This window comes from Picosynechococcus sp. NKBG15041c (genome assembly GCF_055380235.1).
Map to the genome: position 1 here is coordinate 324,087 of NZ_AP040363.1, position 25,187 is coordinate 349,273.

The 25,187-nt window shown below is 47.6% G+C and carries 26 protein-coding genes and 1 pseudogene; 9 read left to right on the forward strand and 18 right to left on the reverse strand.

Annotated elements, in window-relative coordinates; genetic code table 11:
* Both ACZ45B_RS01580 and ACZ45B_RS01585 read left to right on the forward strand, forming a co-directional pair.
* On the forward strand, positions 1 to 444 hold the full coding sequence (locus ACZ45B_RS01580) for a DUF1493 family protein (RefSeq protein WP_024546781.1): 444 nt from the start codon (positions 1 to 3) through the stop codon (positions 442 to 444).
* 46 nt (positions 445 to 490) lie between these two features.
* Positions 491 to 2,032 carry a phytoene desaturase family protein gene (locus tag ACZ45B_RS01585; RefSeq protein ID WP_024546782.1) on the forward strand — a complete coding sequence of 514 codons (1,542 nt, stop codon included), beginning with the start codon at positions 491 to 493 and terminating at the stop codon, positions 2,030 to 2,032.
* Positions 2,033 to 2,042: 10 nt separating this feature from the next.
* On the opposite strand, the gene ACZ45B_RS01590 is transcribed toward ACZ45B_RS01585, so the two are convergent.
* The 6 genes and pseudogenes from ACZ45B_RS01590 to carB all read right to left on the reverse strand — a co-directional run bounded on the left by ACZ45B_RS01590 (position 2,043) and on the right by carB (position 7,322).
* Positions 2,043 to 2,921: an alpha/beta hydrolase gene (locus ACZ45B_RS01590; RefSeq protein ID WP_024546783.1), complete on the reverse strand. Its 879-nt coding sequence runs from the start codon at positions 2,919 to 2,921 to the stop codon at positions 2,043 to 2,045.
* A gap of 94 nt (positions 2,922 to 3,015) precedes the next feature.
* The gene (locus ACZ45B_RS01595; protein WP_236612511.1) at positions 3,016 to 3,240 is read right to left on the reverse strand and encodes a type II toxin-antitoxin system HicB family antitoxin; all 225 of its coding nucleotides are present in this window, start codon (positions 3,238 to 3,240) and stop codon (positions 3,016 to 3,018) included.
* 2 nt (positions 3,241 to 3,242) lie between these two features.
* Positions 3,243 to 3,458, reverse strand: coding sequence for a type II toxin-antitoxin system HicA family toxin (locus tag ACZ45B_RS01600; RefSeq protein WP_029681968.1), 216 nt, complete (start codon positions 3,456 to 3,458; stop codon positions 3,243 to 3,245).
* An 81-nt stretch (positions 3,459 to 3,539) separates the two neighbouring features.
* Positions 3,540 to 3,746, reverse strand: a pseudogene (locus ACZ45B_RS01605) (type II toxin-antitoxin system HicA family toxin).
* On the reverse strand, positions 3,743 to 3,943 hold the full coding sequence (locus ACZ45B_RS01610) for a type II toxin-antitoxin system HicB family antitoxin (RefSeq protein WP_024546785.1): 201 nt from the start codon (positions 3,941 to 3,943) through the stop codon (positions 3,743 to 3,745). Before ACZ45B_RS01610 ends, ACZ45B_RS01605 begins: the two are co-directional and overlap by 4 nt.
* Before the next feature lie 130 nt (positions 3,944 to 4,073).
* The gene (gene carB, locus ACZ45B_RS01615; RefSeq protein ID WP_024546786.1) at positions 4,074 to 7,322 is read right to left on the reverse strand and encodes a carbamoyl-phosphate synthase large subunit; all 3,249 of its coding nucleotides are present in this window, start codon (positions 7,320 to 7,322) and stop codon (positions 4,074 to 4,076) included.
* Positions 7,323 to 7,434: 112 nt separating this feature from the next.
* On the opposite strand from carB, the gene ACZ45B_RS01620 reads away from it, so the two are divergent.
* Positions 7,435 to 8,049 carry a GNAT family N-acetyltransferase gene (locus tag ACZ45B_RS01620; RefSeq protein WP_236612513.1) on the forward strand — a complete coding sequence of 205 codons (615 nt, stop codon included), beginning with the start codon at positions 7,435 to 7,437 and terminating at the stop codon, positions 8,047 to 8,049.
* 119 nt (positions 8,050 to 8,168) lie between these two features.
* Positions 8,169 to 9,554 (forward strand): argininosuccinate lyase, encoded by a 1,386-nt coding sequence (gene argH / locus ACZ45B_RS01625; RefSeq protein WP_024546788.1) that lies wholly within the window; start codon positions 8,169 to 8,171, stop codon positions 9,552 to 9,554.
* Positions 9,555 to 9,626: 72 nt separating this feature from the next.
* Here argH and ACZ45B_RS01630 read toward each other — a convergent pair whose 3' ends face one another.
* Both ACZ45B_RS01630 and ACZ45B_RS01635 read right to left on the reverse strand, forming a co-directional pair.
* On the reverse strand, positions 9,627 to 10,298 hold the full coding sequence (locus ACZ45B_RS01630) for a GNAT family N-acetyltransferase (protein ID WP_236612514.1): 672 nt from the start codon (positions 10,296 to 10,298) through the stop codon (positions 9,627 to 9,629).
* Positions 10,299 to 10,422: 124 nt separating this feature from the next.
* Complete coding sequence (locus ACZ45B_RS01635; RefSeq protein WP_464674906.1) at positions 10,423 to 11,631, reverse strand: tachylectin-related carbohydrate-binding protein; 1,209 nt, start codon at positions 11,629 to 11,631, stop codon at positions 10,423 to 10,425.
* Between the two features lie 239 nt (positions 11,632 to 11,870).
* Between ACZ45B_RS01635 and ACZ45B_RS01640 the strand changes: the two genes are divergently transcribed.
* The gene (locus tag ACZ45B_RS01640) at positions 11,871 to 12,839 is read left to right on the forward strand and encodes an integron integrase (RefSeq protein WP_024544721.1); all 969 of its coding nucleotides are present in this window, start codon (positions 11,871 to 11,873) and stop codon (positions 12,837 to 12,839) included.
* Positions 12,840 to 13,028: 189 nt separating this feature from the next.
* On the opposite strand, the gene ACZ45B_RS01645 is transcribed toward ACZ45B_RS01640, so the two are convergent.
* The 5 genes from ACZ45B_RS01645 to ACZ45B_RS01665 form a co-directional block, all read right to left on the reverse strand.
* Positions 13,029 to 13,412: a type II toxin-antitoxin system death-on-curing family toxin gene (locus ACZ45B_RS01645; protein WP_071990914.1), complete on the reverse strand. Its 384-nt coding sequence runs from the start codon at positions 13,410 to 13,412 to the stop codon at positions 13,029 to 13,031.
* A complete protein-coding gene (locus ACZ45B_RS01650) occupies positions 13,412 to 13,609 on the reverse strand; it encodes a hypothetical protein (protein WP_024544723.1) in 198 nt (65 codons plus the stop codon). Before ACZ45B_RS01650 ends, ACZ45B_RS01645 begins: the two co-directional genes overlap by 1 nt.
* Positions 13,610 to 13,873: 264 nt before the next feature.
* Positions 13,874 to 14,362: a GNAT family N-acetyltransferase gene (locus tag ACZ45B_RS01655; protein WP_024544724.1), complete on the reverse strand. Its 489-nt coding sequence runs from the start codon at positions 14,360 to 14,362 to the stop codon at positions 13,874 to 13,876.
* 112 nt (positions 14,363 to 14,474) lie between these two features.
* Positions 14,475 to 15,179, reverse strand: coding sequence for a hypothetical protein (locus ACZ45B_RS01660; RefSeq protein WP_236612373.1), 705 nt, complete (start codon positions 15,177 to 15,179; stop codon positions 14,475 to 14,477).
* Positions 15,180 to 15,789: 610 nt separating this feature from the next.
* Positions 15,790 to 16,542, reverse strand: coding sequence for a class I SAM-dependent methyltransferase (locus ACZ45B_RS01665; RefSeq protein ID WP_024544726.1), 753 nt, complete (start codon positions 16,540 to 16,542; stop codon positions 15,790 to 15,792).
* 229 nt (positions 16,543 to 16,771) lie between these two features.
* Between ACZ45B_RS01665 and ACZ45B_RS01670 the strand changes: the two genes are divergently transcribed.
* The gene (locus ACZ45B_RS01670; RefSeq protein ID WP_148293401.1) at positions 16,772 to 16,882 is read left to right on the forward strand and encodes a phage integrase N-terminal SAM-like domain-containing protein; all 111 of its coding nucleotides are present in this window, start codon (positions 16,772 to 16,774) and stop codon (positions 16,880 to 16,882) included.
* A 91-nt stretch (positions 16,883 to 16,973) separates the two neighbouring features.
* Here ACZ45B_RS01670 and ACZ45B_RS01675 read toward each other — a convergent pair whose 3' ends face one another.
* From ACZ45B_RS01675 to leuB, 5 genes are all read right to left on the reverse strand, one after another.
* The gene (locus ACZ45B_RS01675; protein ID WP_236612374.1) at positions 16,974 to 17,588 is read right to left on the reverse strand and encodes a cupin domain-containing protein; all 615 of its coding nucleotides are present in this window, start codon (positions 17,586 to 17,588) and stop codon (positions 16,974 to 16,976) included.
* Complete coding sequence (locus ACZ45B_RS01680; protein WP_024544728.1) at positions 17,581 to 18,975, reverse strand: hypothetical protein; 1,395 nt, start codon at positions 18,973 to 18,975, stop codon at positions 17,581 to 17,583. Before ACZ45B_RS01680 ends, ACZ45B_RS01675 begins: the two co-directional genes overlap by 8 nt.
* A 14-nt stretch (positions 18,976 to 18,989) precedes the next feature.
* Positions 18,990 to 19,868 (reverse strand): hypothetical protein, encoded by an 879-nt coding sequence (locus tag ACZ45B_RS01685; protein ID WP_024544729.1) that lies wholly within the window; start codon positions 19,866 to 19,868, stop codon positions 18,990 to 18,992.
* A 170-nt stretch (positions 19,869 to 20,038) separates the two neighbouring features.
* Positions 20,039 to 20,668 carry a CatB-related O-acetyltransferase gene (locus tag ACZ45B_RS01690; RefSeq protein WP_024544730.1) on the reverse strand — a complete coding sequence of 210 codons (630 nt, stop codon included), beginning with the start codon at positions 20,666 to 20,668 and terminating at the stop codon, positions 20,039 to 20,041.
* Between the two features lie 178 nt (positions 20,669 to 20,846).
* Positions 20,847 to 21,944: a 3-isopropylmalate dehydrogenase gene (gene leuB, locus ACZ45B_RS01695; RefSeq protein WP_024544731.1), complete on the reverse strand. Its 1,098-nt coding sequence runs from the start codon at positions 21,942 to 21,944 to the stop codon at positions 20,847 to 20,849.
* A gap of 112 nt (positions 21,945 to 22,056) precedes the next feature.
* Between leuB and ACZ45B_RS01700 the strand changes: the two genes are divergently transcribed.
* Genes ACZ45B_RS01700 through ACZ45B_RS01710 form a run of 3 tightly spaced genes read left to right on the forward strand, consistent with a single transcriptional unit; the run spans position 22,057 to position 25,012 of the window.
* Positions 22,057 to 22,251 carry a hypothetical protein gene (locus ACZ45B_RS01700; RefSeq protein ID WP_071990915.1) on the forward strand — a complete coding sequence of 65 codons (195 nt, stop codon included), beginning with the start codon at positions 22,057 to 22,059 and terminating at the stop codon, positions 22,249 to 22,251.
* Positions 22,252 to 22,265: 14 nt separating this feature from the next.
* Positions 22,266 to 23,498 (forward strand): BaiN/RdsA family NAD(P)/FAD-dependent oxidoreductase, encoded by a 1,233-nt coding sequence (locus ACZ45B_RS01705; protein WP_024544733.1) that lies wholly within the window; start codon positions 22,266 to 22,268, stop codon positions 23,496 to 23,498.
* A 29-nt stretch (positions 23,499 to 23,527) separates the two neighbouring features.
* On the forward strand, positions 23,528 to 25,012 hold the full coding sequence (locus ACZ45B_RS01710; protein ID WP_024544734.1) for a TldD/PmbA family protein: 1,485 nt from the start codon (positions 23,528 to 23,530) through the stop codon (positions 25,010 to 25,012).
* The last annotated feature ends 175 nt before the right edge of the window (positions 25,013 to 25,187 follow it).

A 25,187-nucleotide genomic window follows, 5' to 3' on the forward strand; every position in this document is an offset into this window, starting at 1 on the left:
ATGGCCACCAAAACCATCACTGATATCTACCGCTTTATCCAGCAGGAAATTCCTGACGCAACAGGCGATCGCCTCACCGAAGACACCGATATTTTTAGCACCTTCGATATTCAGGGGGACGATTGCGCGACCTTCATCGAAAAATTTGCCCAAGCCTTCAAAGTCGATCTCGATGGCTATCTTTGGTATTTCCACCATGGAGAATCGGGCCTCAACATTGGCGGTTTTTTCGTCAAACCTCCCTACAAACGTGTTGATTCCCTGCCGATCACCCCAGCAATTTTGTTGAAAGCTGCCAGCAAACGTCGTTGGAAATTGACCTATCCCGACCATACCCTCCCGAAAAAACGGTGGGATATGATCATCAACAAAATCATTCTATTTCTGGTCTTTTTCTATCTCCTGAATCGTTTTGCCCCCCTCCTCTTCGAAAAATTCTTCTAAAAACCGTTTACCATACCTCAGCAGTAGTATTCAGGAAAACGAGGGTATGGCACGGGATCCAGAAATTATTGTGATTGGCAGCGGTATTGGCGGCCTATGTTGTGCAGGGCTCCTAGCGCGATCTGGCTATGATGTTCTCGTTTTAGAAAGCCATGCGATCGCCGGCGGTGCCGCCCACAGTTTCACCAGACAAGGCTACCATTTCGACTCTGGCCCCTCTCTCTATTCCGGCCTTTCCTACAGTCCTTCCCCAAATCCGTTGCGCCAAGTGCTCGATCTACTCGAAGAAGATTGCCCATGGCTCACTTACGACGCCTGGGGCGTTCATTTACCGGAAGGTTACTTTCGTGCTGCCGTTGGTGGTGATGGCTTCTGTGAAATGTTGACCCAGATGGGCAAAGCCGAAGCGATTCCCCAATGGCGCAAACTCCAAGAAGTCATGCGTCCCCTTGGGGAAGCGGCCACAAAGCTCCCTTTAGCTGCCTTTCGAGAAGACTTGGGCGCCATTCGTACTGTCGGGAAATACGCCAAAACACTCCTGCCCTATCTCCCCTATGCACCACAACTCAATGCCCCCTTCAGCCGGGTGATGAATCGCATTATTCATGATCCTTTCATTCGCAACTGGTTGGATTTACTGTGCTTCATGCTGTCTGGTTTGCCTGCCAATGGGACGGTCTGCGCAGAAATGGCCTTTATGTTTGCCGACTGGTATCGCCCCCAAGTGCTCCTGGATTATCCCCAGGGGGGCAGTGGGGCGATCGCCGCAGCTCTCGTGCGGGGCCTCGAAAAATTTGGCGGTGAACTACGACTCAATAGCCATGTCGCTAAAATCCTGACCAAAAATGGCCGCGCTACGGGGGTGCAACTGCGCAATGGAGAAACTATCCAAGCAACCCGTGCGGTTGTTTCTAATGCTTCGATTTGGGATACCCTCAAGTTAATTGAGCCGCAACAGATTCCTCAGAAATGGCAGCAGCGGGCGGAGCGAATGCAACCCTGCCGCAGTTTTATGCACCTCCATTTGGGTATCGATGGCAGCAATTTGCCCGACGACTTAGAGTGCCATTACTTAGTTGTAAATGATTGGGAAAAAGGCGTTGCTGCAGCCCAGAATGTCGTCGCCGTTTCGATTCCGTCTGTGCTTGATCCAAGCTTAGCTCCCTCAGGAAAGCACAGTATCCATGTTTATCTGCCCGCCACAGAAGCGTATGCACCCTGGGCAAAATTAGACCAAAAATCTCCGGAATATCAAGTGTTAAAAGAAGAACGTTCCCAAGTGCTTTGGCAAGCTTTAGAAAAAATCATTCCCGATATTCGCCAACGCACAGAATTAACCCTCGTGGGGACACCCTTGACCCATGCTCGTTTTCTGCGACGCGATCGCGGCACCTACGGCCCGGAGTTACAAGCAGGAAAAGAACGTTTTCCGGGCTGCACCACACCGCTCAAACAGCTATTTTGTTGTGGAGATTCCACATTTCCAGGAATCGGCATTCCGGCGGTGGCAGGTTCTGGGATGATCGCCGCTAATACTCTTAATTCTGTGGATAAACATCTGCAAATTCTACAGGCGATTTCCCACTGATAGCGTTAGATCAAAAATTTTGGGCTTGGGCGATCGCCCTCCGAAGAGCCTTGTCATGTACCCAACCTGTAAAGGCAGAAAATCGGCAATTCCCCCCAGGATCGGCGATAAAAATATGTCTAACACCCATAGGATTCACCCATTCGCGTAGGGTAATTCCGTCCGTAAAAGTATGGCAAATTGCTGCCTTAGGAAAATCGCGTTCATCGGCGGGGGTGATCCCCTCAACATGCTGAAAATGTTCAATCAGACCGGTGAGTCGAGAATGTTCGGGCGTGGGAAAAACTGGATTTGCCAAAAAGGCTTTAATTTTTTTACTGACGAGTATGTCGATTGCCAAATCTTGATGACGAACACCATCCCGTTGGAAAAAGTGGGTGTACTGTAATCGGGTCGATTCAACAGGAATTACGCCATCGCTTCCTTGGTTAAGACTTCCAGCGATGACAAGGGTGGGAATTCGTTGAGTGATTTTTTCAGCAAGATATTGGCGATTTCGTCCCAATTCCTGGGCTATTCCCAGTCCCCAACCGAAGGGATCGACGGTTCTCGCCAAAGAAGCACCTCGAAGCGGTGAACCCAACAGAACAAAACCGGTCAAACGCTCTAGCCAGCTTGGATTTCTTGCTAGCACCTCAACCCACAATACACCCCCCAGGGAAAAACCAATCACTTGGAATGGAAGCTCAGGCGATCGCCTGAGAGCCGCCGCGGCAGATCTTTCTACGGCTTTAATAAGCGGATCAAGCTTCAAAAAAGTTGTTACAAAATTCAATTCCGGCACAATGATATGTGTTTCTTGCGTAGCAACACGCTGGGCTAAAACCTGCATTTTTTGATTACCTTCGCCCATGCCATGCTGCGAAAATAAAATGGTGGGTTGGCTCATGGTGCAATCGGATGATGAGTTGTACTTTGGTCGGAATTCCATTTCCAATATATTAGACAGGCGATCGCCTCCTAAATTTCTCTAGAAGGCGAGATTATGCAGCAGGCTGGAGGGTCATGGGCTGGGGGATAGGCTGTCCTTCTAGTACCCAACTTTCGAGATACATCTCAATCACTTCCTCTCCATTCCGAATCGCTTCTTCACGACTTTTACCATGGGTACAAGGCATCACCACGAGATCAATAAATTCAGGAATAGTCACTAAAAATAATTGATCTTCTTCTGACCATTGAATCATCATGCTGTATTGATACATCATTCTCAGTCATCTCCTAATTGTTCTAATTCTGCCAAAAGTTGCTTCAGCTGCTTTTCTAAATAAAATGGGACATCACTACCATCTTTGCCCGAAATTGTTAGGGTTTTCCGCAATTTGGGATGTTTCCAACGTTCATGACTCCCTTTTCTTCGTTTTGGCAAACAGACAAAGCCGATACGAGCAATTTCTGCTTTTAATTCCCTGATTTTTCTTGGCATATTGACTCTAGATTCCCTTCTTCCCAGTCTATCTCAGGTCTTAATATGGCGATCGCCCCCCAGATTTCTCCAGAAGGCGAGCTAAAGATCGTTTTCAGTTAGTCCTGCATCCTTGAGAATGCCTCGAAGTGTACCTGTAGGTAAATCTCGATTTCCATGAATAGGAATCACAATAATTTTTGGGCTATTGGTTTTTGTGTAAACGTAGTGACTTCCCCTAACTCTGGCCAATTGCTACCCTAATTTTTCAAGAACTTTACAGAGCTTTTTTCCTGAGATTTGTTTCATACAGAAATCTCAACTAATTGCTGGGTTTCGGTGGGAAATTCTTGTTCATTAGCAACTTCTAACCAGCATTCAATTGCCTCTTTTACCATTTCCATCACATGATCATAGCTTTCACCCCATGTATGGCAACCCTCTAATGCAGGCACGCTGGCACACCAAACATCTTCTTCCTGCCAAACAATGACTTTTAATTTCATCGGAATTTTTAAGAGATTCTATATCGCTATTGTATTCGATCAATAATGGCGATCGCCCCCCAGATTTCTCCAGAAGGCGATCGCCTAGCGTCTCCTTAAGAGATCGCCATAAATTTATTTGAAGCAAAGATTAAACATTGAGATATTCCTGCAATGGCTTCACATCAAGGGGGTGATCCTGTAAGGAACGAATTGCCGCCACTGTGGCCCTTGCCCCAGCCAAGGTAGTAATAATTGGCAGCTTATAGTCAAGGGCAGTACGACGAATCATCCGCCCATCAGTTTGGGACTCTTCACCAGAAGGCGTATTAATGATGAACTGGATCCAGCCATTTTTCATCCAATCGACCACATGGGGACGGCCTTCATGGAGTTTTAAAACGAGTTCCACATCCTCAATACCGTTGTCTAACAAAACCTTGCGAGTGCCGGATGTTGCCACAACCCGGAAACCTAACTCAATGAGATCTTTCACCACCGGGACAGCCGCTTCCTTATTGCGATCATCCATGGAAACGAAGATTGTACCTTCGGTGGCGAGCTGCACCCCTGCCCCAAGTTCTGCTTTGGCAAAGGCTTTCCCAAAGTCCACATCGATGCCCATTACTTCCCCAGTCGATCGCATTTCAGGCCCGAGTAATGTATCTGTGCCCTCAAATTTGTTGAAAGGGAGGACTGCTTCTTTCACGGCAATATGTTTGGTGATAATCTCACCGTCCACACCCAATTCATCGAGGGTTTTACCAGACATTACCAAAGAGGCAATTTTCGCGAGGGGGCGGCCCGTTGCCTTCGAGACAAACGGTACAGTACGAGAAGCCCGGGGGTTTGCTTCGAGGATATAGACTTGGTTATCTTTGACGGCATATTGAATGTTCATCAAACCGACGACTTTTAAGGTACGGGCAAGTTTGACAGTCCATTCGCGGATCGTGGTCAACACTTCGTCGGCAAGGGAGGTATGGGGCAGGGAACAGGCGGAATCGCCGGAGTGAATCCCTGCTTCTTCGATGTGTTCCATGATGCCGCCAATGACTACTTTGCCAGTGCGATCGCAGAGGGCATCCACATCGACTTCAATGGCATTTTCAAGGAATTTATCCACCAAAATCGGGTGATCAGGTTCCACCTGCACCGCATAGACCATGTAATGTTCTAATTCTTCGTCGGAATAGACGATTTCCATCGCCCGACCCCCGAGCACATAGGAGGGACGCACTACAACGGGATAACCCACCCGGTTCGCCACCCGTTGGGCTTCGTGGTAGTCGCGGGCAATACCATTGGCAGGTTGAATAATATCGAGGGCATGGAGAATTTTCTCGAAGCGTTCGCGGTCCTCGGCGGTGTCGATCGCATCGGGTTGGGTTCCCCAGATTTTCGTTTGCACGGGGCAGTCGGAGGCGTTGAGATATTTTTCCAACGGCACAGCCAGTTTCAGGGGGGTTTGGCCACCGAACTGGATGATCACGCCGACGGGGTTTTCGGCTTCGATAATATTGAGGACATCTTCCTTAGTCAGGGGTTCAAAATAGAGGCGATCGCTGGTGTCGTAGTCCGTGGAAACCGTTTCAGGGTTGGAGTTGACCATGATCGTTTCGTAGCCCGCATCACTCAAGGAAAAAGCGGCATGGCAACAGCAATAGTCAAATTCGATCCCTTGTCCAATGCGGTTGGGCCCGCCACCGAGGATCATCACCTTTTGTTTGTCGGAGGGGATCACCTCGGTTTCCGTTCCGTCATAAGTGGAGTAGTAGTAGGGCGTAAAGGCTTCAAATTCGGCGGCGCAGGTATCCACTACTTTATACACAGGCACAATGCCAAGGGATTTGCGGTAGGCGCGCACCGCATCTTCATTGGTTTTGGTGGCGTAGGCAATTTGGCGATCGCTAAATCCCTGTTGTTTGATCACCCGCATATTTTCGGCAGAGATTTCCGTGAGGGAAGTCTGTTTCATGAAGCGTTCGGTGACCAGCAAATCTGCCAGTTTGTCGAGGAACCAAATGTCGATCGCCGTCAGTTCATGAATTTCTTCGACGGTCATGCCCAATTTCAGCGCGTGGTAAATGCTGTAAATCCGGTCGGGGTTAGGCGTGCGTAAACTGCTAGACACATGGCTCAAACTGGGGAGGGTTTCTTGGCGATCGCACCCAAAACCAAACCGCCCGGTTTCCAGCGAACGTAACGCCTTTTGGAAGGATTCTTGGAAGGTGCGCCCGATCGCCATCGCCTCGCCCACAGATTTCATTTGGGTGGTGAGAACAGGCGAAGACCCAGGGAATTTCTCAAAGGCAAAGCGCGGAATTTTCGTAACAACGTAATCAATGGTTGGCTCGAAAGAAGCAGGGGTTTTCTTTGTAATGTCGTTGGAAATCTCGTCCAGCGTGTAACCCACCGCCAACTTCGCCGCAAATTTGGCGATCGGGAAGCCCGTTGCCTTGGAGGCCAAGGCCGAGGAACGGGAAACCCGGGGGTTCATTTCAATGACGATCACATCCCCATTCAACGGATTCACCGAGAACTGAATGTTGGAGCCGCCCGTTTCGACACCAATTTCTCGAATAATTTTCAGCGAATAATCCCGCAGCCGTTGATATTCTTTATCTGTCAAGGTTTGGGCTGGGGCAACGGTGATCGAATCCCCTGTGTGTACCCCCATCGGGTCAAGGTTTTCGATGGAGCAAATAATCACCACGTTATCGGCCAGATCCCGCATCACCTCTAGCTCATATTCCTTCCAGCCGAGGAGGGATTTTTCCACGAGAATTTGGGACATCGGGGAGCACTCAATCCCGAATTTCGCCATCTTTTCGTATTCTTCTTGATTGTAGGCAATGCCGCCTCCAGTGCCGCCCATGGTGAAGGCAGGACGAATAATCAACGGATAGCTGCCAATTTCTTCGGCGACCGCTTTGGCTTCATCGAGGTTGCTGGCGATGCCCGATGGACAAACAGGTACACCGATCCGCGCCATCGCTTGTTTGAAGAGGTCGCGGTCTTCTGCCATTTCGATCGCCTCTAATTTCGCGCCGATTAGCTCCACATTGTATTTGTCGAGGGTGCCATTTTTTGCGAGGGAAACGGCGGTATTGAGGGCAGTTTGGCCGCCCATGGTGGGGAGTAGGGCATCGGGACGCTCTTTTTCGATCACTTTGGCGACAATTTCTGGGGTGATCGGTTCGATGTAGGTACGGTCGGCGGTTTCAGGATCCGTCATAATAGTGGCGGGGTTGGAGTTCACCAAAACCACTTCATAGCCTTCCTCCCGCAGCGCCTTACAGGATTGGGTGCCAGAGTAGTCAAACTCACAGGCTTGTCCAATCACAATCGGGCCAGAACCAAGGATTAGAATTTTTTTGATGTCGTCGCGGCGAGGCATAGGGCTACTGCGTTCACTTTCGAAATTGTCTCAATTATTCTATCTGCTCTGATGCCGATCCTTAACGCGATCTGGCGTGGATAGGCAGTCAAGTGAAATTTAGCTGACATCTATGGTCTTGGCGGGAAAAATTGATGACATCGCCCTCGCAACTTGTGATTCACTGGGGAAAATGATGGTGCATTTTGAAATTCGGCAAGCGACTGCATTAGACGAGGATGCCATTTCCACCGTAATCAAAAAAGCTTTTGGCGCAGAGGAGGGGGCAGCGATCGCCTCGCTGGTGCAAAATCTCCTCGCAGATCCGACGGCCCAACCCAGTTTGTCTCTGGTGGCGATCGCCGAAACGATGATCGTCGGCCATATTCTCTTCTCAGCGGTCAAGATTAAAGATCAACCAGACTGTCCGGCAGCAATTTTAGCCCCCCTGGCGGTCCACCCAGGTGCGCAAAACCAAGGTATTGGTGGGCAGTTGATCCAGGCAGGTTTAACCCAGTTAAAAACAGCAGGCTTTCATTTAGTGTTCGTCCTGGGCTACCCAGAATATTACAGCAAATATGGATTTACCCCGGCTAGTGCTCTTGGCTTAACGGCGCCCTACCCAATTTCCCCAGAGCATACCGATGCCTGGATAGTGCAAGAATTACAACCAGGGATTTTCGGCACTGTCCAAGGAGAAATGATATGTGCCGATGCTCTAAATGAATCGCAATATTGGCAAGAATAGCGCAGTTGCAACGCCAGGGATTTTTGTGCAGATTTTCTGGCATGGGCCATTACGGGGCGGACTAGATGAACTAAGATTTACCGAGAGTAATTCGACTTTTTTCGAGGGCAACATACGTTATGGCAGAAGCAAAAAAAACCTGGAGCGATCGCTTTGATACATCTCTCCATCCGGCGATCGCCGTGTTTAATGCCAGCATCGGTTTTGACATTGAACTGATCGAGTACGACATTACTGGCTCCATTGCCCATGCCCAAATGCTTGCCCACACCGGGATTATTTCCCCTGAAGAAGGTGAAACCCTGATCAAGGGCCTAGAACAAGTGCGCCAGGAATACCGCGACGGCAACTTTCACCCCGGCGTCGAAGATGAGGATGTGCATTTTGCGGTGGAAAAACGCCTAACGGCGATCGTCGGTGATGTGGGGAAAAAGCTCCACACAGCCCGCTCCCGCAATGACCAAGTGGGTACAGATATTCGCCTCTATCTACGAGACAAAATTCGCGGTATTCAGCAGCAATTGCGCGAATTTCAGCAGGTTTTGCTGAACCATGCCGAAAACCATGTGGAAACGCTCATTCCGGGCTACACCCACCTGCAACGGGCCCAACCGATTAGTCTTGCCCACCACCTGATGGCCTATTTTCAGATGGCCCAGCGGGATTACGAACGGCTCGATGATGTTTATAAGCGCACCAACACTTCCCCCCTCGGCTGTGGCGCTCTGGCAGGGACAACATTTCCCATCGATCGCCATTTCAGCGCGAATCTTTTGGGCTTTGACCGCATTTATCAAAACAGCCTCGATGGGGTGAGCGATCGCGATTTTGCGATCGAATTTTCCGCCGCCGCCAGCTTGATCATGGTGCACCTGAGCCGCCTGTCGGAAGAGATGATTTTTTGGGCCTCGAAGGAATTTAGTTTTATTACCCTAAAGGATAGTTGTGCCACGGGGTCGAGCATTATGCCCCAGAAGAAAAACCCGGATATCCCTGAGTTGGTGCGCGGTAAAACGGGCCGCGTTTTCGGTCATCTGCAAGGCTTGTTGGTGCTGATAAAAGGTTTACCCCTCGCCTATAACAAGGATCTCCAGGACGATAAGGAAGGGATTTTCGACACGGTTAAAACGGTGCAGGGTTGCCTCGAAGCGATGACAATCTTGCTCGGTGAAGGGATCGAATTTCGGACCCAACGCCTGGAGGAAGCAGTGAACGAAGACTTTTCCAACGCGACCGATGTCGCCGACTATCTCGCCAGTAAAGGGGTTCCGTTCCGGGAAGCTTACAATCTCGTAGGGAAGGTGGTGAAAACCAGTCTCGCAGCGGATAAATTACTGAAGGATTTAACGATGGCTGAATGGAAAGCTCTCCATCCTGCCTTTGAGGAAGATATCTATCAGGCGATCGCCCCGAAACAGGTGGTTGCAGCCCGCAATAGTTATGGTGGCACAGGTTTTGAGCAGGTGAAACAGGCGATCGCTGATGCTAAACATTTAATGGATTAATTTTTAGATTAAGGGGGTATCGAGATGATGCTCCCTTTGTGATGAATGATGGCGATCGTTCTTTATTTAACGTTATACGGCTGTAAAATCACCTCTCATCAACCGAAACTCCTCCAAATCATGATGTTTCCCTTTCCAAAAACCGCGCTCTCGAAATATCCCTTGGCTCTGAAACCCCAATTTCTCCAATAACCCTCTAGAAGCTACGTTGTCTAACATGATTTCTGCAGTAACAAATTGCACTCCCTTTACCTCAAATCCATATTTCAAAATGGCACTCAAAGCCTCACTCATGATGCCTTGTCTCCAACATCGGCTAGCCAGCTCGTAACCAACCTCAGCAGCATTGGCTTCCTTGTTCCACGTGAATCCGCAAGAACCAATCAAATAGTTGCTTGGCTTACGAGCAATTCCCCAGCGTATCCCACGCCCAGTTTCAAATCCTTTTGCACGTCGCTCAACTACCCCTACTGCCTCGTCAAGGTGTGTAAAGGTGTAAAGGTCATGAAACTGAGTCACGTTTGAGTCAGAAAAAACGCTAAATATCGCTTCAGCATCTTCCTGAGTCGCCTGCCGAAGCCAAAGATGCTCTGTTTCAAGATTTGGGAAAGAAATGGATGAGCAATTTTGATTCATCAAATTTCGTCGTCTATTTCTACTTTTCGAGTTATTAACAAAAACTTTACTTATATTTTTATGGCGATCGCCAAATGGAGCTTGATCTGTAACACCTACAGATAGCATTTCGATATGCTATCACCGGGAATGGAATCCGTATAAACGTTCCGGTTGAGCGGCTGCAAATAACCTCTGCAACGCCGCCGAGATCTCTCAGCAGTCCGCTCCAACCGGGTTTTAGCCTGCCTGCTCAAGCAGCTATTGCGATGATGGCTACAATAGCACCGACAGTTTCTTTGCCTTCATCTGATCTTAACCAGTCCAAGAATTTTTCCCCTTTATCAAATATTCTCCAGTGCGGATCGTGTTGATGAAGAATTGCATACCCACGAACTTGATCGATGATAGTGGAAGGTACTGTTGCACTCCAGTTTTCGTGCCTATCATCGTTACCCACCCATTCACCATCAACACCATGAGTTTGAGGATTTGCAGCCCAAAGTGCTATTCCATTTTCGTCGGTTAGCACCATAGTAACTGAACCAGTGAATCCTGTTAATTTCACATTTGTCCACCATCTTGTTACGGCACTCAGATTTCCTCCTGCATCAAGAGTAAAATCTGTTTGCATATGCCCACCTGCTACATCGTCATGTCGAGATCCCTTAATAGGAAAAGCAGGTTTAGCTGATGCAAGATGGGCACCAATTCCATAGACAATACCACCACTGCTAGCGAAAACATTCTTATAAGCTTGCCAACCCCCGTTCCCGACTTTGTTGCGCCCTTTCCAATCAGCAGTACCAGATGACCAGCCATCGTGCTGATACCAGTACAAATCACCAACATCATCAATTGCATAGATGATCCCTTCACTGCTAGCAAATACGTTTTTGTAAGCTTGCCAACCCCCATTCCCGACTTTGTTACGTCCTGTCCAACCTGTTTTTTCGGCAACACCAGTTTTCCAGTTATTGTGTCTATACCAATACAGATCACCAGCGTCATCAATTGCATAAATGATTCCACCACTGCTAGCGAAAACATTCTTATAAGCTTGCCAACCCCCGTTCCCGACTTTGTTGCGCCCTTTCCAATCAGCAGTACCAGATAACCAGCCATCGTGCTGATACCAGTACAAATCACCAACATCATCAATTGCATAGATGATCCCTTCGCTGCTGGCGAAAACATTCTTATAAGCTTGCCAACCCCCATTCCCGACTTTGTTACGACCTTGCCAAGAGGGAGTACCAGATAACCACCCATCATGCTTATACCAGTACAAATCGCCAGCGTCATCAATCCCATAAACAATACCATCACTGCTAGCAAAAACATTTTTGTAAGTTTGCCAGCCACCATCTCCAACTTTATTACGTCCTTTCCAACCCCCCTTGTCAGCAACACCAGTTTTCCAATTATTGTGCTGATACCAAAACAAATCTTCGTTAGCCATTTGTGTTACTCCTAATTACATTAGCCCAAAGGATGACACGCCCATAGCAAAACTTGAAGCACTGCCTCGACCGCGATTTAGCAGGCTAACTATGTATTATGCGGATGATTTCCGTATAAAGTCCTCTCTGTTACTTTTATATGGAAAGTTTCTGCATAAACAGCCGAAAATGGGGTGTTATACAGAAAAAATCCGTATAATATTCCTTTAAGGGCAATATACAGATTTCAAAGCTTCATATGACACCATCCCCACCGCGTAAGTTGTTGGATGTGGTGCGTGAGGTCATTCGTCTCAAGCATTACTCCTACCGCACTGAGCAGAGTTATCTGGACTGGATTAGGCGGTATTTGCGTTATCACAATGGTAAGCATCCCCGTGACATGGGCAAACCGGAAATTCAAGCTTTTTTGACTCATTTGGCTGTGGAGGGTCATGTTGCCGCTTCGACCCAAAATCAAGCATTGAGTGCGTTGTTGTTTCTGTACCGTAATGTGTTGGAAATTAAGATCGAAGGCATTTCTGAATTTGCTAGAGCCAAACGCCCAAAACGCTTGCCAACTGTCCTCACAAAGTCTGAAGTACAGGCAGTAATGCAGCATTTAACAGGGGTTGAGCGGTTGGTGATTCAGTTGTTGTATGGCAGTGGGTTGAGATTGTCTGAAGCTTTGAACTTACGGGTCAAGGATGTGGATTTTGCCCAAAATCAATTGATTATCCGTGATACGAAGGGGAATGAGGATCGAGTTACGCCGCTACCGAATACGATACAAGTTACGCTCAAAGGTCATTTGGAAGCTGTGAGAAGGGTACATCAACAGGATTTGGGTCGGGGTTATGGTTCGGTTTATTTGCCCTATGCTTTGGCGAAAAAATATCCCAATGCCGATCGCAGTTGGATTTGGCAATATATTTTTCCGTCCTATGCCCTATCTCAAGATCCTCGATCTGGGGTGACGAGGCGGCATCATCTTAGTGAAAGTTCAATTCAAAAGGCGTTAAAAAAGGCTGTTCAGCGTTCAGAGGTGTCAAAACGAGTGAGTTGTCACACCTTTCGCCATAGTTTTGCGACTCACCTCCTCCAAAATGGCTACGATATTCGCACCGTGCAGGAACTTTTGGGTCATAAGGATGTGAAGACAACGATGATTTATACCCATGTCCTTAACCGTGGTGGCTATGCTGTACGTAGTCCTTTGGATGATTGAAGCTCAGGCGATCACCCCGAAATAAGTGGTTGCTGCGCGGAATAGTTATGGTGGTACAGGGTTCGAGCAGGTGAAACAGGTGATCGCCGATGCCAAACATTTAATGGATTAATTTTTAGCGTAAGGGGGTATCGAGAGGATACTTCCTTTGTGATCGATGGTGGCGATCGTTATTGCACTAATGATTTGTTAGCGAGCTATAGTGTTTCCTTTTAACCATTCCACTAATGCTTCTCGTCCTAACTCGCCCGATGCGATCGCCAACACCACACACTCTTGTTCATCCACAGAGGCTTCAATTTCCATGCCATTCAAGACAAGAAAAGTGTCCATCACAGCATGACCTGTACGTTTGTTTCCATCGACGAATGGATGATTCACGATGATCGAAAATCCTAATGCTGCGGCTTTTGCTAGCAGGCTTGGGTATAGCTCTTCTACACTAAATGTCATACGAGGTTGGGCGATCGCCGACTCCAACAAGCCTAAATCTCGAATGCCAAATGCTCCACCGGATTGTTCAATGACTCTGTGGTGTAATGTTAGTACCTCGATTAACGTCAGCAGACGCACTATGCTAACCGCTGATACAATTCAGCATTTTTTGTAAGAACATAATCAGCTGTATCAGCAAACCCTGTTTTTTGAGAATTAAGCCAATCCTCTAGACTTGCCTTCAATAAAACTTCTATCGCAATCCCATGCATGGCTGCTAAATCTTGCAGTCTTTGGAATTGAGTATCTGAAAAATCAAGGGTAATAGAAGCCACGGCGATCGTCCTCCTGATATTTCTGTGCTAAGTCTAGCATCGACTCCCAACATTTAAGGATCTACTCCCTTGGCGATCGCCCCGAAACAAGTGGTTGCTGCTGCGCGGAATAGTTATGGTGGTACAGGTTTCAAGCAGGTGAAACAGGCGATCGCTGATACTAAACATTTGATGAATTAATCCCCAAATTGAGGGAGTATCGAGATGGTACTCCCTTATTTGTTTTGTAATGGATGGCCGGCGCTAGATATATCCAAAATCATTCTAAAGTTCCTTAAAATACCGAACCACAGGCCACTGCACATACCCGAGGGCTTCATATGTACTCCGAGCTGGCTTGTGACCAGAGTCTCCTACAGTCTCGACCATCACCATGTTCATCCCGCTATCGCGTATATACTGCTCCGCAAAATGTACAAGCTCTTTCCCAACCCCCTTTCGTTGATGGCCAGGAGACACAGCAACTATCGAGATCTCGCCCATTCGATCCTCTGGATGAATTGCAACAGCGATAAATCCGGCCAGCGAGTCTCCTTCAAACGCCAGCCATACATTCTCAGAATTGCTATCAAGCAGCGAGGACACTTCTGAAATCTGACGAACCTGCCAGCCTTTCGGCCAAAAGTTATCGTAGACAAAACGTGGAACTTCGTTGATGGTCTTCTCAAACACTGGTTTCCAAGCACTTATGACCAAATCGAGAACCTGTTCTTTGAACTCTTCACGATAAGGGATAATTTCAGTCTCAATCATGCCTTTCCTCTGATGCCTAACGGTAAAGGTTAGCGGTTGCCGATCGCCCTCGACCACCCAAACGATTCCCCCCACAAATCCGCTTCACGACGTGTTAGGTGGCGACTTTACGCTACCAACTCATCACAAGCGGCAACTGAGGTTGGAAATCTACCTGTTTTCCCTGCACTTCTCCATCAAACCCAAGCTCCACACAGTACTCTGCTCCTACCCGTAGCTTTATCTGCTTTGTATCAACCACTGCTTGAAGTTCGGGTGACAAATGATTTGCAGCAGGACTGACCAACTCTACACGAGTAATTTCGCGTAAACCAATACCATGATCGAGAGGTTGTGACTTCTCAACAGGATATTGATCTGGACGTTGACCAAATGGAGTCTGGAACAGCCACGGCTCAGTCAACACATCACTATTCTTTCCCACCTCAATACTCATTGTTTTGGACAGATAAGGTGGGTGATATGCCCAACTGGAAAATGCAATTGTTTCAACAGAACCTATAACCGGACGCAAACAGATCCCAAATGGACATGCGCCATCGCTCCGGTGAGTCCATCGCTCCCAAAGACGAGTGGGACGAATTAGCTCAGACCTTGTCTCTTCTGGCTCGTGAACCCACAACAACTCCAACATTGCGTTATGAAAAAAGAAACGGCGATTGGTTGTGCCCTGCCCAGGATGAGTATTAGAGGTTCCCTCCACCAAGCCGAATGATACTAGGCGATCAGCTTCATAAGCACCAATGTCAGTCCAGATAAAGAGATGATCTAATTCAAATGCCATAGCTTCAAAGCCATCTGAGGTGGACTTACTCAACTTCTTAAGTTTAATAAATCCAACCGATAAGTTCCAAGTACCGCCAACACTGATAACTCAAGCCACCTAACTAGCGATTATACGAAAAGTGTCCATCTAAAATACCTCACGATACTTTTATGCAGAATTATTCTGTCTAAAACTCCAAATGAGGATGTTATCCAGACAGTATTCGTATAATGTGATTAATCAGGCATTATATAGATTGTATTTTGTCATGAAAATATCTCCCCCGTGCAAGCTTTTGAATGTTGTTCGTGAAGTGATTTGCCATTAAGCACTATTCCTATCGGACGAAACAGAGTTATATCGACTGGGTTAAACGCTATTTGTGCTATCACAATGGCGATCGCCCCGAAACAGGTTGTCGCAGCCCGCAATAGTTACGGCGGTACAGGTTTTGAACAGGTGAAGTTGGCGATCGCTGATGCTAAACATTTAATGGATTAATCCCCAAATTGAGGGAGTATCGAGATGGTACTCCATTGTTTACTGATGCATGGTGGCGATCGTTCTTTATCTAACGGTGTGGTGTTTCTGCTGCCGGGCGATCAACTTAAAACTAAGGCGACAAATTGCAACCGGTCAGCAGGAAACACATTGTTAGGCCTCATTTTTTAAGAACCCAGATCATCACAGGACTAGTTTCATTTTCAAATTTACTTGCTTGATAGTCTCCGAAAACATCTTCAACTTCAAAACCTGCTTCAATAGCAAGTTCCCGAAATGTCTCTTTTTCAATCATCTCAAATTGCATGGGTTGAAATATCCTTTTCTCAAGATGGCCTTCGGAATTGTATAGATCTATAAATTGACTACGTTGAACTATAGGGTTGCCACCAGTTTCAAACCCTGATAAAACAACATATCCATTGTCGGAAGTAAAAGTACCAACGCCTCTCATTACGCCATCAACTGTTTTACGTCGAACGATAGGGTTATTCATCGTGCAATAAAACCGCCCATTAGGTATTAGTGCTCGGTAAGCTGCCTTTAATGTATTCAGCTGTTTCTCTTTGCCTACCAATTCCACAAACGATTGAAAAGGAAGTATTACATCCTGAAATTCCTCTTTAAATTCAAGATATTGGACATCAGCACAAATTGTATTTGCCTGCAGTCCTTCATTCTTGATTTTTCGCTCAAGGACATTGATCATTCCTTTTGATATATCTACGCATGTTAATTTCACCCCCGATTTTATAAGAGGGATTGATAAGCGCCCGGTACCCGAAGTTAGCTCCAGCACGTGCGTTTCAGGCGATAAACGGCTCAGAAAAAAATCGTAATCATAGATTGTTGCTGCATAAGTATCATAAACCTCAGCAACAGAATCGTAATCAATGTAATCTAAGAATTCCATATTGTCTCTGATGATATAGGGCCTAACTAGCGATTATACGAAAAGTGTCCATCTAGAACGCCTGACGATACTTTTATGTGGAATTATTCTGTCTAAAACTCCAAATGGGGATGTTATCCAGACAGCATCCGTATAATGTGAACATTCAGGCATTATATAGATTTTATTTTTGTCATGACACTATCTCCTCCGCGTAGGCTTTTGGATATTGTTCGTGAAGTAATTTGCCATTAAGCACTATTCTTATCGGACGGAACAGAGTTATATTGACTGGATTGAACGCTATTTGCGCTATCACAATGGCGATCGCCCCCAAACAAATTGTTGCAGCTCGCAATAGGTGACACAGAGTTTGAGCGGGTGAAAAAGGCGATCGCTAAAGCCTAAAATCTTCTAACCAATCTCTAATTGGGGCACACATGTGAGAACGGCTATTTTTCAGCCACCGCAAAACCTGCGTTGCCAGATGCAGATGCAACCACTGAGACAAATACAAATGGCACCGAACTAGAATTTAAAGCACCATGCACTTGCCCAGGTTTTGCGATCGCAATATCGCCAGCCTTCAGATGGGCGACCATGCCATCTCCTTGGTAATATTCAGCTTCTCCAGAGATAACTGTCCAAGTATCTTGGCCGTGGGGGTGAATGTGAGCGGCTATTTCTTGCCCGGGATGGGCGTGCCAAACAACAACTGTTGAGTCTTTAGTTGCTAGAACCACTGAACGAATTGGTTCACCGTCAGATGGACGGATATGTTTTTCTACCGAAAATATTCTTGGTTCCATTTCCTTTGTGAAAATATAATTGGTTTGAAAAGTTTCTACAGAACAACTGTATCTGAGAGTTCTAACTCTATAATTATGCAAATGCTTTCCGAATAAAGTCCCTTCTGTTACTTTATCGCCGCCATGCAAGTTATTAGATGTGGTGCGTTTACTCTTAACTGTACTGAGCAAAGTTATCTGGACTGGATTAGGCGGTATCTGCATTATCACAATGGCGATCGCCCCTAGACAGAGATAGATGGCTAAAAACTTACCCAACTGTTTTCCAAAGCCAAAAGCCGACGCCAAGCAATAGAGCAATTCCAACAAACCACGCAAATTTCGTCCAATTTGAAGCAGGCTTCACCGGGGGAGTCGGTTCGACTTGAAATTTTGGCGTATTGAGATGTGAAAGTAGATTTTCTGGCGTGGCAACATTCATGAAAATCTTCGTGAGCCCAGGCCAAACATAATCAGTATTGTAGGCATTGGGGCCATCTTTAACACCGCCAAAATTCTCGAATAAAGCATCATCATAATATTGGGTCGAAGTGACCGCTTGATTATGAAAGGCGACCAGGGGCGGATTGTTTTCTGGGTTGGAATAGGAAAAATAAATCGCCTTATTTTCGCTGGCGATCGCCTCATAATTAGAAGCCGTTTGTCCCCGCATAGGATCAACCCATTGACTGGGCGGCACCAAGGTATCAGAACCACCATGTAAGATCGCCACAGGCTGTTTTAGATCTTGCCCCGTATCCTGAATCAAAATCGGGTCTGCCGTAAAAGGAGACCGAAACAATTTCAAAATCCAAATGGCAAATTTAGGAATGCCCATCTCCGTGCTAGCGGCGGGATCGGCTGTGACGATTTGCTTCGGAAAAAAGCGATTGTTGGGCGAATCTTTCAGACCGAAAGGCAGACTCAAGGCAATTAACCCCCCCAAAGAATGACCAAAGGCAAAGGTATCCAAGCTTTCCTGATTCCAGTGGCCATAAGGCTCCTGAGTGCTCAAATAGTCCCAAGCATCTTCCGTGAGGGCGATCGCATTGGTCAGCCATTCCGTCGGCGCATGCATCAGGCTCAAGCCCACCGTAGACAAAAGATGAATTAAATTTTTCCCATACTCCCGTCGAAACCAACTGCATACAGTCAGCAGCAAAATAATCACGACCAAGGCCCAGGCCACCCGGCGCAGCTCCCCAGTTCTAAATGCAGATAAGCCACGGCTTAAACCCGTGTCATTTCGTTCGTAAACCTCTGAAAATAGGGGTTGAAGCTCCTCTGTGGATAAAGTCTTCTGGGCTGGCCTCTGGGTTTGCATTGCGGCCGCTAACCATCGCTGCCTGTGGGGCTGAGATAGTCGAGGTGGGGTCGGCGCTTGGGGCGGCGTATTCGGATAAAAACTCCGTTGAAAATCAGGAAAAAAGACAATGTATCCCTGCTTGACCAACTCAACCAGATGAGCCTCATAAAAAGACGGCATACAGAGAGCAAACCCATGTAGATACAGAATGGCATTCAGCTTTTTGCCAGGCTGCGAAGCTGATTCCGGGACATAAACTCGCATAAAAGTCCCATCAGCATGGCTACCCCCTTGATACACAGAATATTGAGCCTCAGGCACATGGACACAAATCCAAGATTGAGAAGCAGCAAGTGACATAACGGTAGATTTCCTTAATTAGATGACACAAAAGCAGATTCATTCAGTGCCTTGGCACTAGCGGCACGTCCTTTGAGATAGACCAGCCAGGTAAAGATCGCGACCCCAGTTTCGGTACCCGCTAAATCATGCAAAATATGAAATAAAGCGTTCAAGCCCACATTTGGGCTGGTATAAGGATCGCCACCATATTTTTGTAATAAAAATACGAAGAACAAGTTCACGCCCACAGAAAAAATCGGAAAGAAAATAATTCGCCAGTCGTCCAGCAGCTTATAGCCACGATATGTGAGGACACTAAAAATTAATGTAAGTGCGATATAAATGGGGATTTTATAATTGCTGTTGTCCGATATATTTCCGATAGAATACAATATTGAAATAGCCAATAAACTCAGGGCAAAAATAAGATTTAATAGCTGGGTAATCCATGTATTATTCTCGGCAAGGCCATCGCCCCAGAGGGCGAAAGCAGATAGTAAAAAGAAATAAAACATAAAATTCAACATCGTGAATTCGTCTTGATAATACCAACACTGGGTCACGTGCCAGCCAATTTCTGACGCAATCGAAACCATGATAAATGACAAGCCTATTTGAGAAGCAAAAATGCTGCTTTGGGGAAGTTTCAAGGCTGTCAATGTGTGATAAAAAATTTTCATTGATACAGGAATCAAGACAAAAGCCATGATATGGGTCAAGATCAAAGCTATTTTCCAAGTTCCTGTAATACAGGTGCGACCAGAAAGGGGGGCAGATATTCCTGGAAGTGTACTGAGAATATACCCCAAACCAATAAAGCTAATGGCAAAAAAGATCAAGATCCGTTGAAATTTAGAATCTAATATTTTTGCGCTGGATGATTGTTCAGAAGTATTAACCAATTTAGCCATGGGAGATCACCTAAATAGTTGTACAGGGAATAAAATTAACCCAAATACAAAGAATTCTCTATTATTGTAGTGTTCAATATTTTTGGATTCATATTTACTGAATCTAATTACATATTTTATGCTCTGAAAATTGAAGTAAAAAATCTCTGGATTTCCGCAACATAAATTGACTACTGAGCTTGACGCAATTGTTCTAGATCAGCACCACAGATTGCTTGGAGATTGCGGGTGATTTTTTCAATATCCCACTGCCACCACTGAATTTCAAGTAAGGTTTGAATCGTGGCATCATCAAAGCGCTGGCGAATTTCGCGGGCCGGATTGCCCCCGACTACGGTGTAAGGAGCGACAGATTTGGTTACCACTGACTGAGAGGCCACGATCGCCCCATCACCAATGTTCACCCCTGGCATTAAAGTAGCGCCATAACCTAGCCAAACATCATTGCCAACGATGAGATCGCCCTTATCCGGCCATTCATCTGGCATCGCTGACTCCCAGCCCTGGCCAAATACCGGAAAGGGATAATTGGTAAACCAGTCTGTGCGATGGTTACCGCCGTTCATGATGAATTTTACATCCGAGGCGATCGAACAGAACTTACCGATGATGAGGCGATCGCCAATGAAATCGAAATGATAGAGTACATTCCGCTCAAAGTTTTCAGGGTTTTCAAAGTCATCGTAGTAGGTGTAATCTCCAACGATGATGTTGGGGTTGGTGACGATGGTTTTTAGGTAAACCAGGCGGGTCTGGCCACGAATAGGATGTCGAGTATCGGGGGAAGGGCCGTAAGTCATAGGGTATTTTTGGGAAAAAGAAAGGCCGCAATCGTTGACACCACCGTTCTTCAGCAAGCCTTCTCAGTGGCATCAGAGCAGCGCAGCAGTCAGAAGGCTCACCCTCAGAAAACTGCTAACTTTCCCAATCATAGCGAGTCCCTATTCGCCGATACCCTATATTTTCTGAAGCTATTTGTTACGACTGCATGGCAGGGCCTAAAGCCGCCAAGAGCTTCTCGCCCATTGCCTGGCAACCTACAGCGATCATCCCTGGGGACATGATATCCCCAGTGCGATAACCCTGGTCGAGTACTGTTTGTACCGCCTGCTCAATTTTTGCCGCTGCTGCTGGTTGGTCAAAGGAATAGCGCAACATCATCGCCGCACTAAGCACCATGGCCAGGGGATTTGCTTTATCCTGGCCGGCGATATCTGGTGCCGAACCATGGACGGGCTCATAGACCCCAGGGCCATCGGCACCTAAACTGGCCGAGGGTAACATGCCAATACTGCCTGTAAGCATCGCTGCCGCATCGGAGAGGATATCCCCAAATAGGTTCCCAGTGACGATGGTATCAAACTGTTTCGGGGCACGGATCAATTGCATTGCGGCATTGTCCACATACAAATGGGACAGTTCCACATCGGGATAATTTTCGGCCATTAGATTCAGGCGATCGCGCCACAGTTGTGACACATCCAATACATTTGCCTTATCTACAGAACAGAGGCGTTTATTGCGCTTTTGGGCAATTTCAAAGGCCACTTTCGCAATGCGATCCACTTCCGACTCGTCGTAGACCATGGTATTGAAGCCACGTTTTTCGCCTGTTTCCGTCTCGACAATGCCCTTGGGTTTACCGAAGTAAATGCCACCAGTGAGCTCCCGCACCACCACGATGTCTACCCCTTCGACCACTTCCCGCTTGAGGCTGGAAGCATCGATCAACTGGGGCAAAATTGTAGCAGGGCGCAAATTAGCAAAAAGACCTAGACCTGCCCGTAGGCCCAACAAACCGGTTTCGGGCCGTTGTTCCCGGGGGAGGTTGTCCCACTTATAGCCGCCGATCGCCGCAAAAAGAACTGCGTCACTGGCTTTACAGGCAGCGAGGGTGGCTTGGGGTAGGGGTTCCCCAGTGGCATCGATCGCCGCTCCCCCAATCAGTGCTTCAGTAAAAGAAAACTCTAGATCAAATTGTTGCCCGATGGTTTTGAGCACAGCTACGGCCACGGCGGTAATTTCGGGGCCAATGCCATCGCCAGGGAGCAGGGTAATCCGGTATTGCTGGGTCATAGGAATTTTTGATCTAGATGTTTTTTGCAACTGTTTATCATAGCGGGTTTTGGGCGACCCCAAAGGGCGAATGTTAGACTAGGACAATCATTTCAGCCCAGTGTGTTGTCCTGTGAACCGATTCAATACTTCCGGTTTTTTATCAATCTTTATCACCTGTCTTGTGTGCTTTCTCTTGCTGTGGATTTTGCGGGGTTTTGGCGTGCCGCCCTTTACGCTACTGCCGGGGGGCGTGATCAATATCATGTTGCTGCTGACGCTGCTCTCTGGAATTCTCTATGGTCTGGAATGGACTAAGAATTACTAAAAAAACCCTAGACTATGGCAAAACTAATCGTCGTTGGGGGCGGCGCGGCTGGTTTTTTTGGGGCGATCGCCGCTGCCCGGGCCAACCCAAAGTTAGAGGTGATCATTCTCGAAGCGGGGAAAGCATTTCTCAGTAAAGTCAAAATTTCTGGGGGCGGCCGCTGCAATGTCACCCACCACTGTTTTGATCCCCTCGAATTGGTCAAGGCCTATCCCCGGGGCCAACGGGAGTTACGGGGGGCCTTTAGTCAGTTTCAACCCCAGGATATGATCGCCTGGCTGAGGGCTGAAGGGGTCAAGCTCAAAACCGAAGCTGACGGGCGGATGTTCCCAGTGACGGACGATGCCGAAACAATTATCCAGGCTTTTTTACGGGCTGCTACCCAAGCCAAGATTCAATGTCGCACCGGGGCTGCCGTCCAGAGCATTCTTAAGGAAGAAACAGGGCAATTTCAGGTCAATCTGAAGGGGGGCGATCGCCTAGAGGCTGATTTTGTCCTCATTGCCACGGGGAGTCATCCTTCTGGTCACCGCCTCGCTGCGACTTTGGGTCACAAAATTATCCCGCCAAAACCATCCCTCTTTACCTTCCAGATTAAAGATCCCCGACTCCAGGGGTTAGCAGGGGTAAGCGTTCCCGAGGTGATCGTCAGTATCAAATTGGATCAAAAAAAGAAACTCGAACAAATGGGGCCGCTCCTGATCACCCATTGGGGCCTCAGTGGGCCGGCAGTACTCAAACTCTCCGCTTGGGGGGCGCGCACGTTAGCGGAAAATCAGTACAAAATGTCCCTCACGGTAAATTGGCTTCCTGATGTAAATCCAGAAACCCTCCGTCAGCAAATTCAGACTTTTAAAACCGAGCATCCAAGGAAAAAAATTATCAATCTTGCCCCAGTAGAAATCCCCAAGCGCCTGTGGCAAAGCTTGGCGCAGTTTGCCGCGATTCAATCGGAACAAAATTGGGCAGATCTGTCGAAAAAACAACTAAATGTCTTCTGCCAAGAACTCACCCAGGGTCAATACAACATCCAAGGGAAAGGGGTTTTCAAGGAAGAATTTGTCACCTGTGGTGGCGTTTCTCTGAAGGAAGTTAATTTTAAAACCCTTGCTAGTCGCCGTTGTCCGGGCCTCTATTTCGCGGGGGAAGTGCTCGATATTGACGGGGTGACGGGGGGCTTTAATTTCCAGAGTGCTTGGACCACCAGCTGGCTCGCGGGCCAGGCGATCGCCAACAATATTGATTAGAATCACAGCAACCCATCTCCCCTAAAACCATGGTTCAAGGCGTATCCTCTCTCCAACAACAAACCTTTACAGACCTTGCCCAGGCTGCGATCCAATTGATCCGAAATCAGGGTTGCGAGTATGGCGAAATTCGCCTCTGTACCTATCGGCAGCAACGGCTCTGGGCCCAGGATCGTTCCCTCAAACGCCTCAGTGATAATGTCAGCGCTGGTTTTGGGGTACGAGTCCTCTGGCAGGGTTCCTGGGGGTTTGCCGCCAGCCACCGCCGGACCGAGGCCGAGGTTGTACGCATTGTGCAACTGGCAGTAGATATTGCCAAAGGAAGCTACCTCAGCCAACGGGAGCCTGTGCGTCTTGTACCTGTGCCCACCTACTGCGATCGCTACACAACGCCAATTCAAATTGATCCTTTCTCTATACCGCTGATAGAAAAGACAGATTTACTTTTAGATCTAAACGAACAATTCCTGAATTATGATCCCCAGATTAAAAAAGCCTATGCCTATTTGAGTTTTACCCAAGAGGACAAGATTTTTGCTTCCACTGAGGGGTCTGTCATTGAGCAACGGCTTTATCGCAGTGGGGCAGGGATGGGCTGTACCGCTGTTGCCGATGGGGATGCTCAAAGTCGAAAATACGAGCGATCGCCCTTAAACCTCGGCTATGAACATATCGAACCTGAGACGTTAAAGGCAAATGTTGAACGGGTCGCCCGGGAAGCCCTTGAAAAAGTCCATGCTCCCGAAGCCCCCAGCGGCGAGGCGACCTTAATCCTCAAACCCAGTCACCTGTGGCTACCGATTCACGAATCTGTCGGCCATCCCACCGAGCTAGACCGGGTCTATGGCTATGAGGCAAATTTTGCAGGGACGAGCTTCGCGACCACCAATCATCTAAATCAGTTGCAATATGCTGCCCCCTGGGTGAATTTTAAAGCTGATCACACCCAGCCCGGTGGCCGCAGCACCACTGGCTATGACGATGAGGGGGTGAAAGCTCAGGAATGGTACGTGGTAAAGGATGGCGTCTTGGTAGATTATCTCACCGACCGGGAAACAGCCCACCGCCTCGGCCGCCCGGCAAGCAATGGCTGCGCCTTCGCCGATAGTTGGGCCAGTGTCCCCATGGTACGGATCCCGAATTTGGGCCTTGAACCTGGTAGACCAGGAGGCGATCGCACAGCCACCCTCGCAGAGATGATCGCCGATACCAAGGATGGTTACCTCATCGATGGAGACGATACCTTTTCCATTGACCAACAGCGGCGCAATTTTCAATTTGGGGGTAATGGGGTCTGGCACATCAAAAATGGCAATCTGAACGGCATGGTCAAAAATCTCACTTATCAGGGCTTGACCACAGACTTCTGGAATAAAGTAGAAGCGATCGCCCCGGCCTCAGAATTAGAACAACGGGGCACTGACATGTGCGGCAAAGGGGAACCGATGCAAATTGCTCAGATGACCCATGCCTGCGTACCGATCCGCGTTGGCCCAATCACGATTGGTCGGTAAAAACGCCCTCATAACAATGGGCCAGTAAGGCGACCCTGGCGATCGCCCAAGCTGATTTTCCCTATTTTTTCGGCGTGAAATTTTGCCTCAGCATTCATGTCAAGAAACAACACCTGCTAAGATTTGTAAAATATGACTTGCAATTTTCCTGGCTTTCTTAAAACCAGCCCTCAAC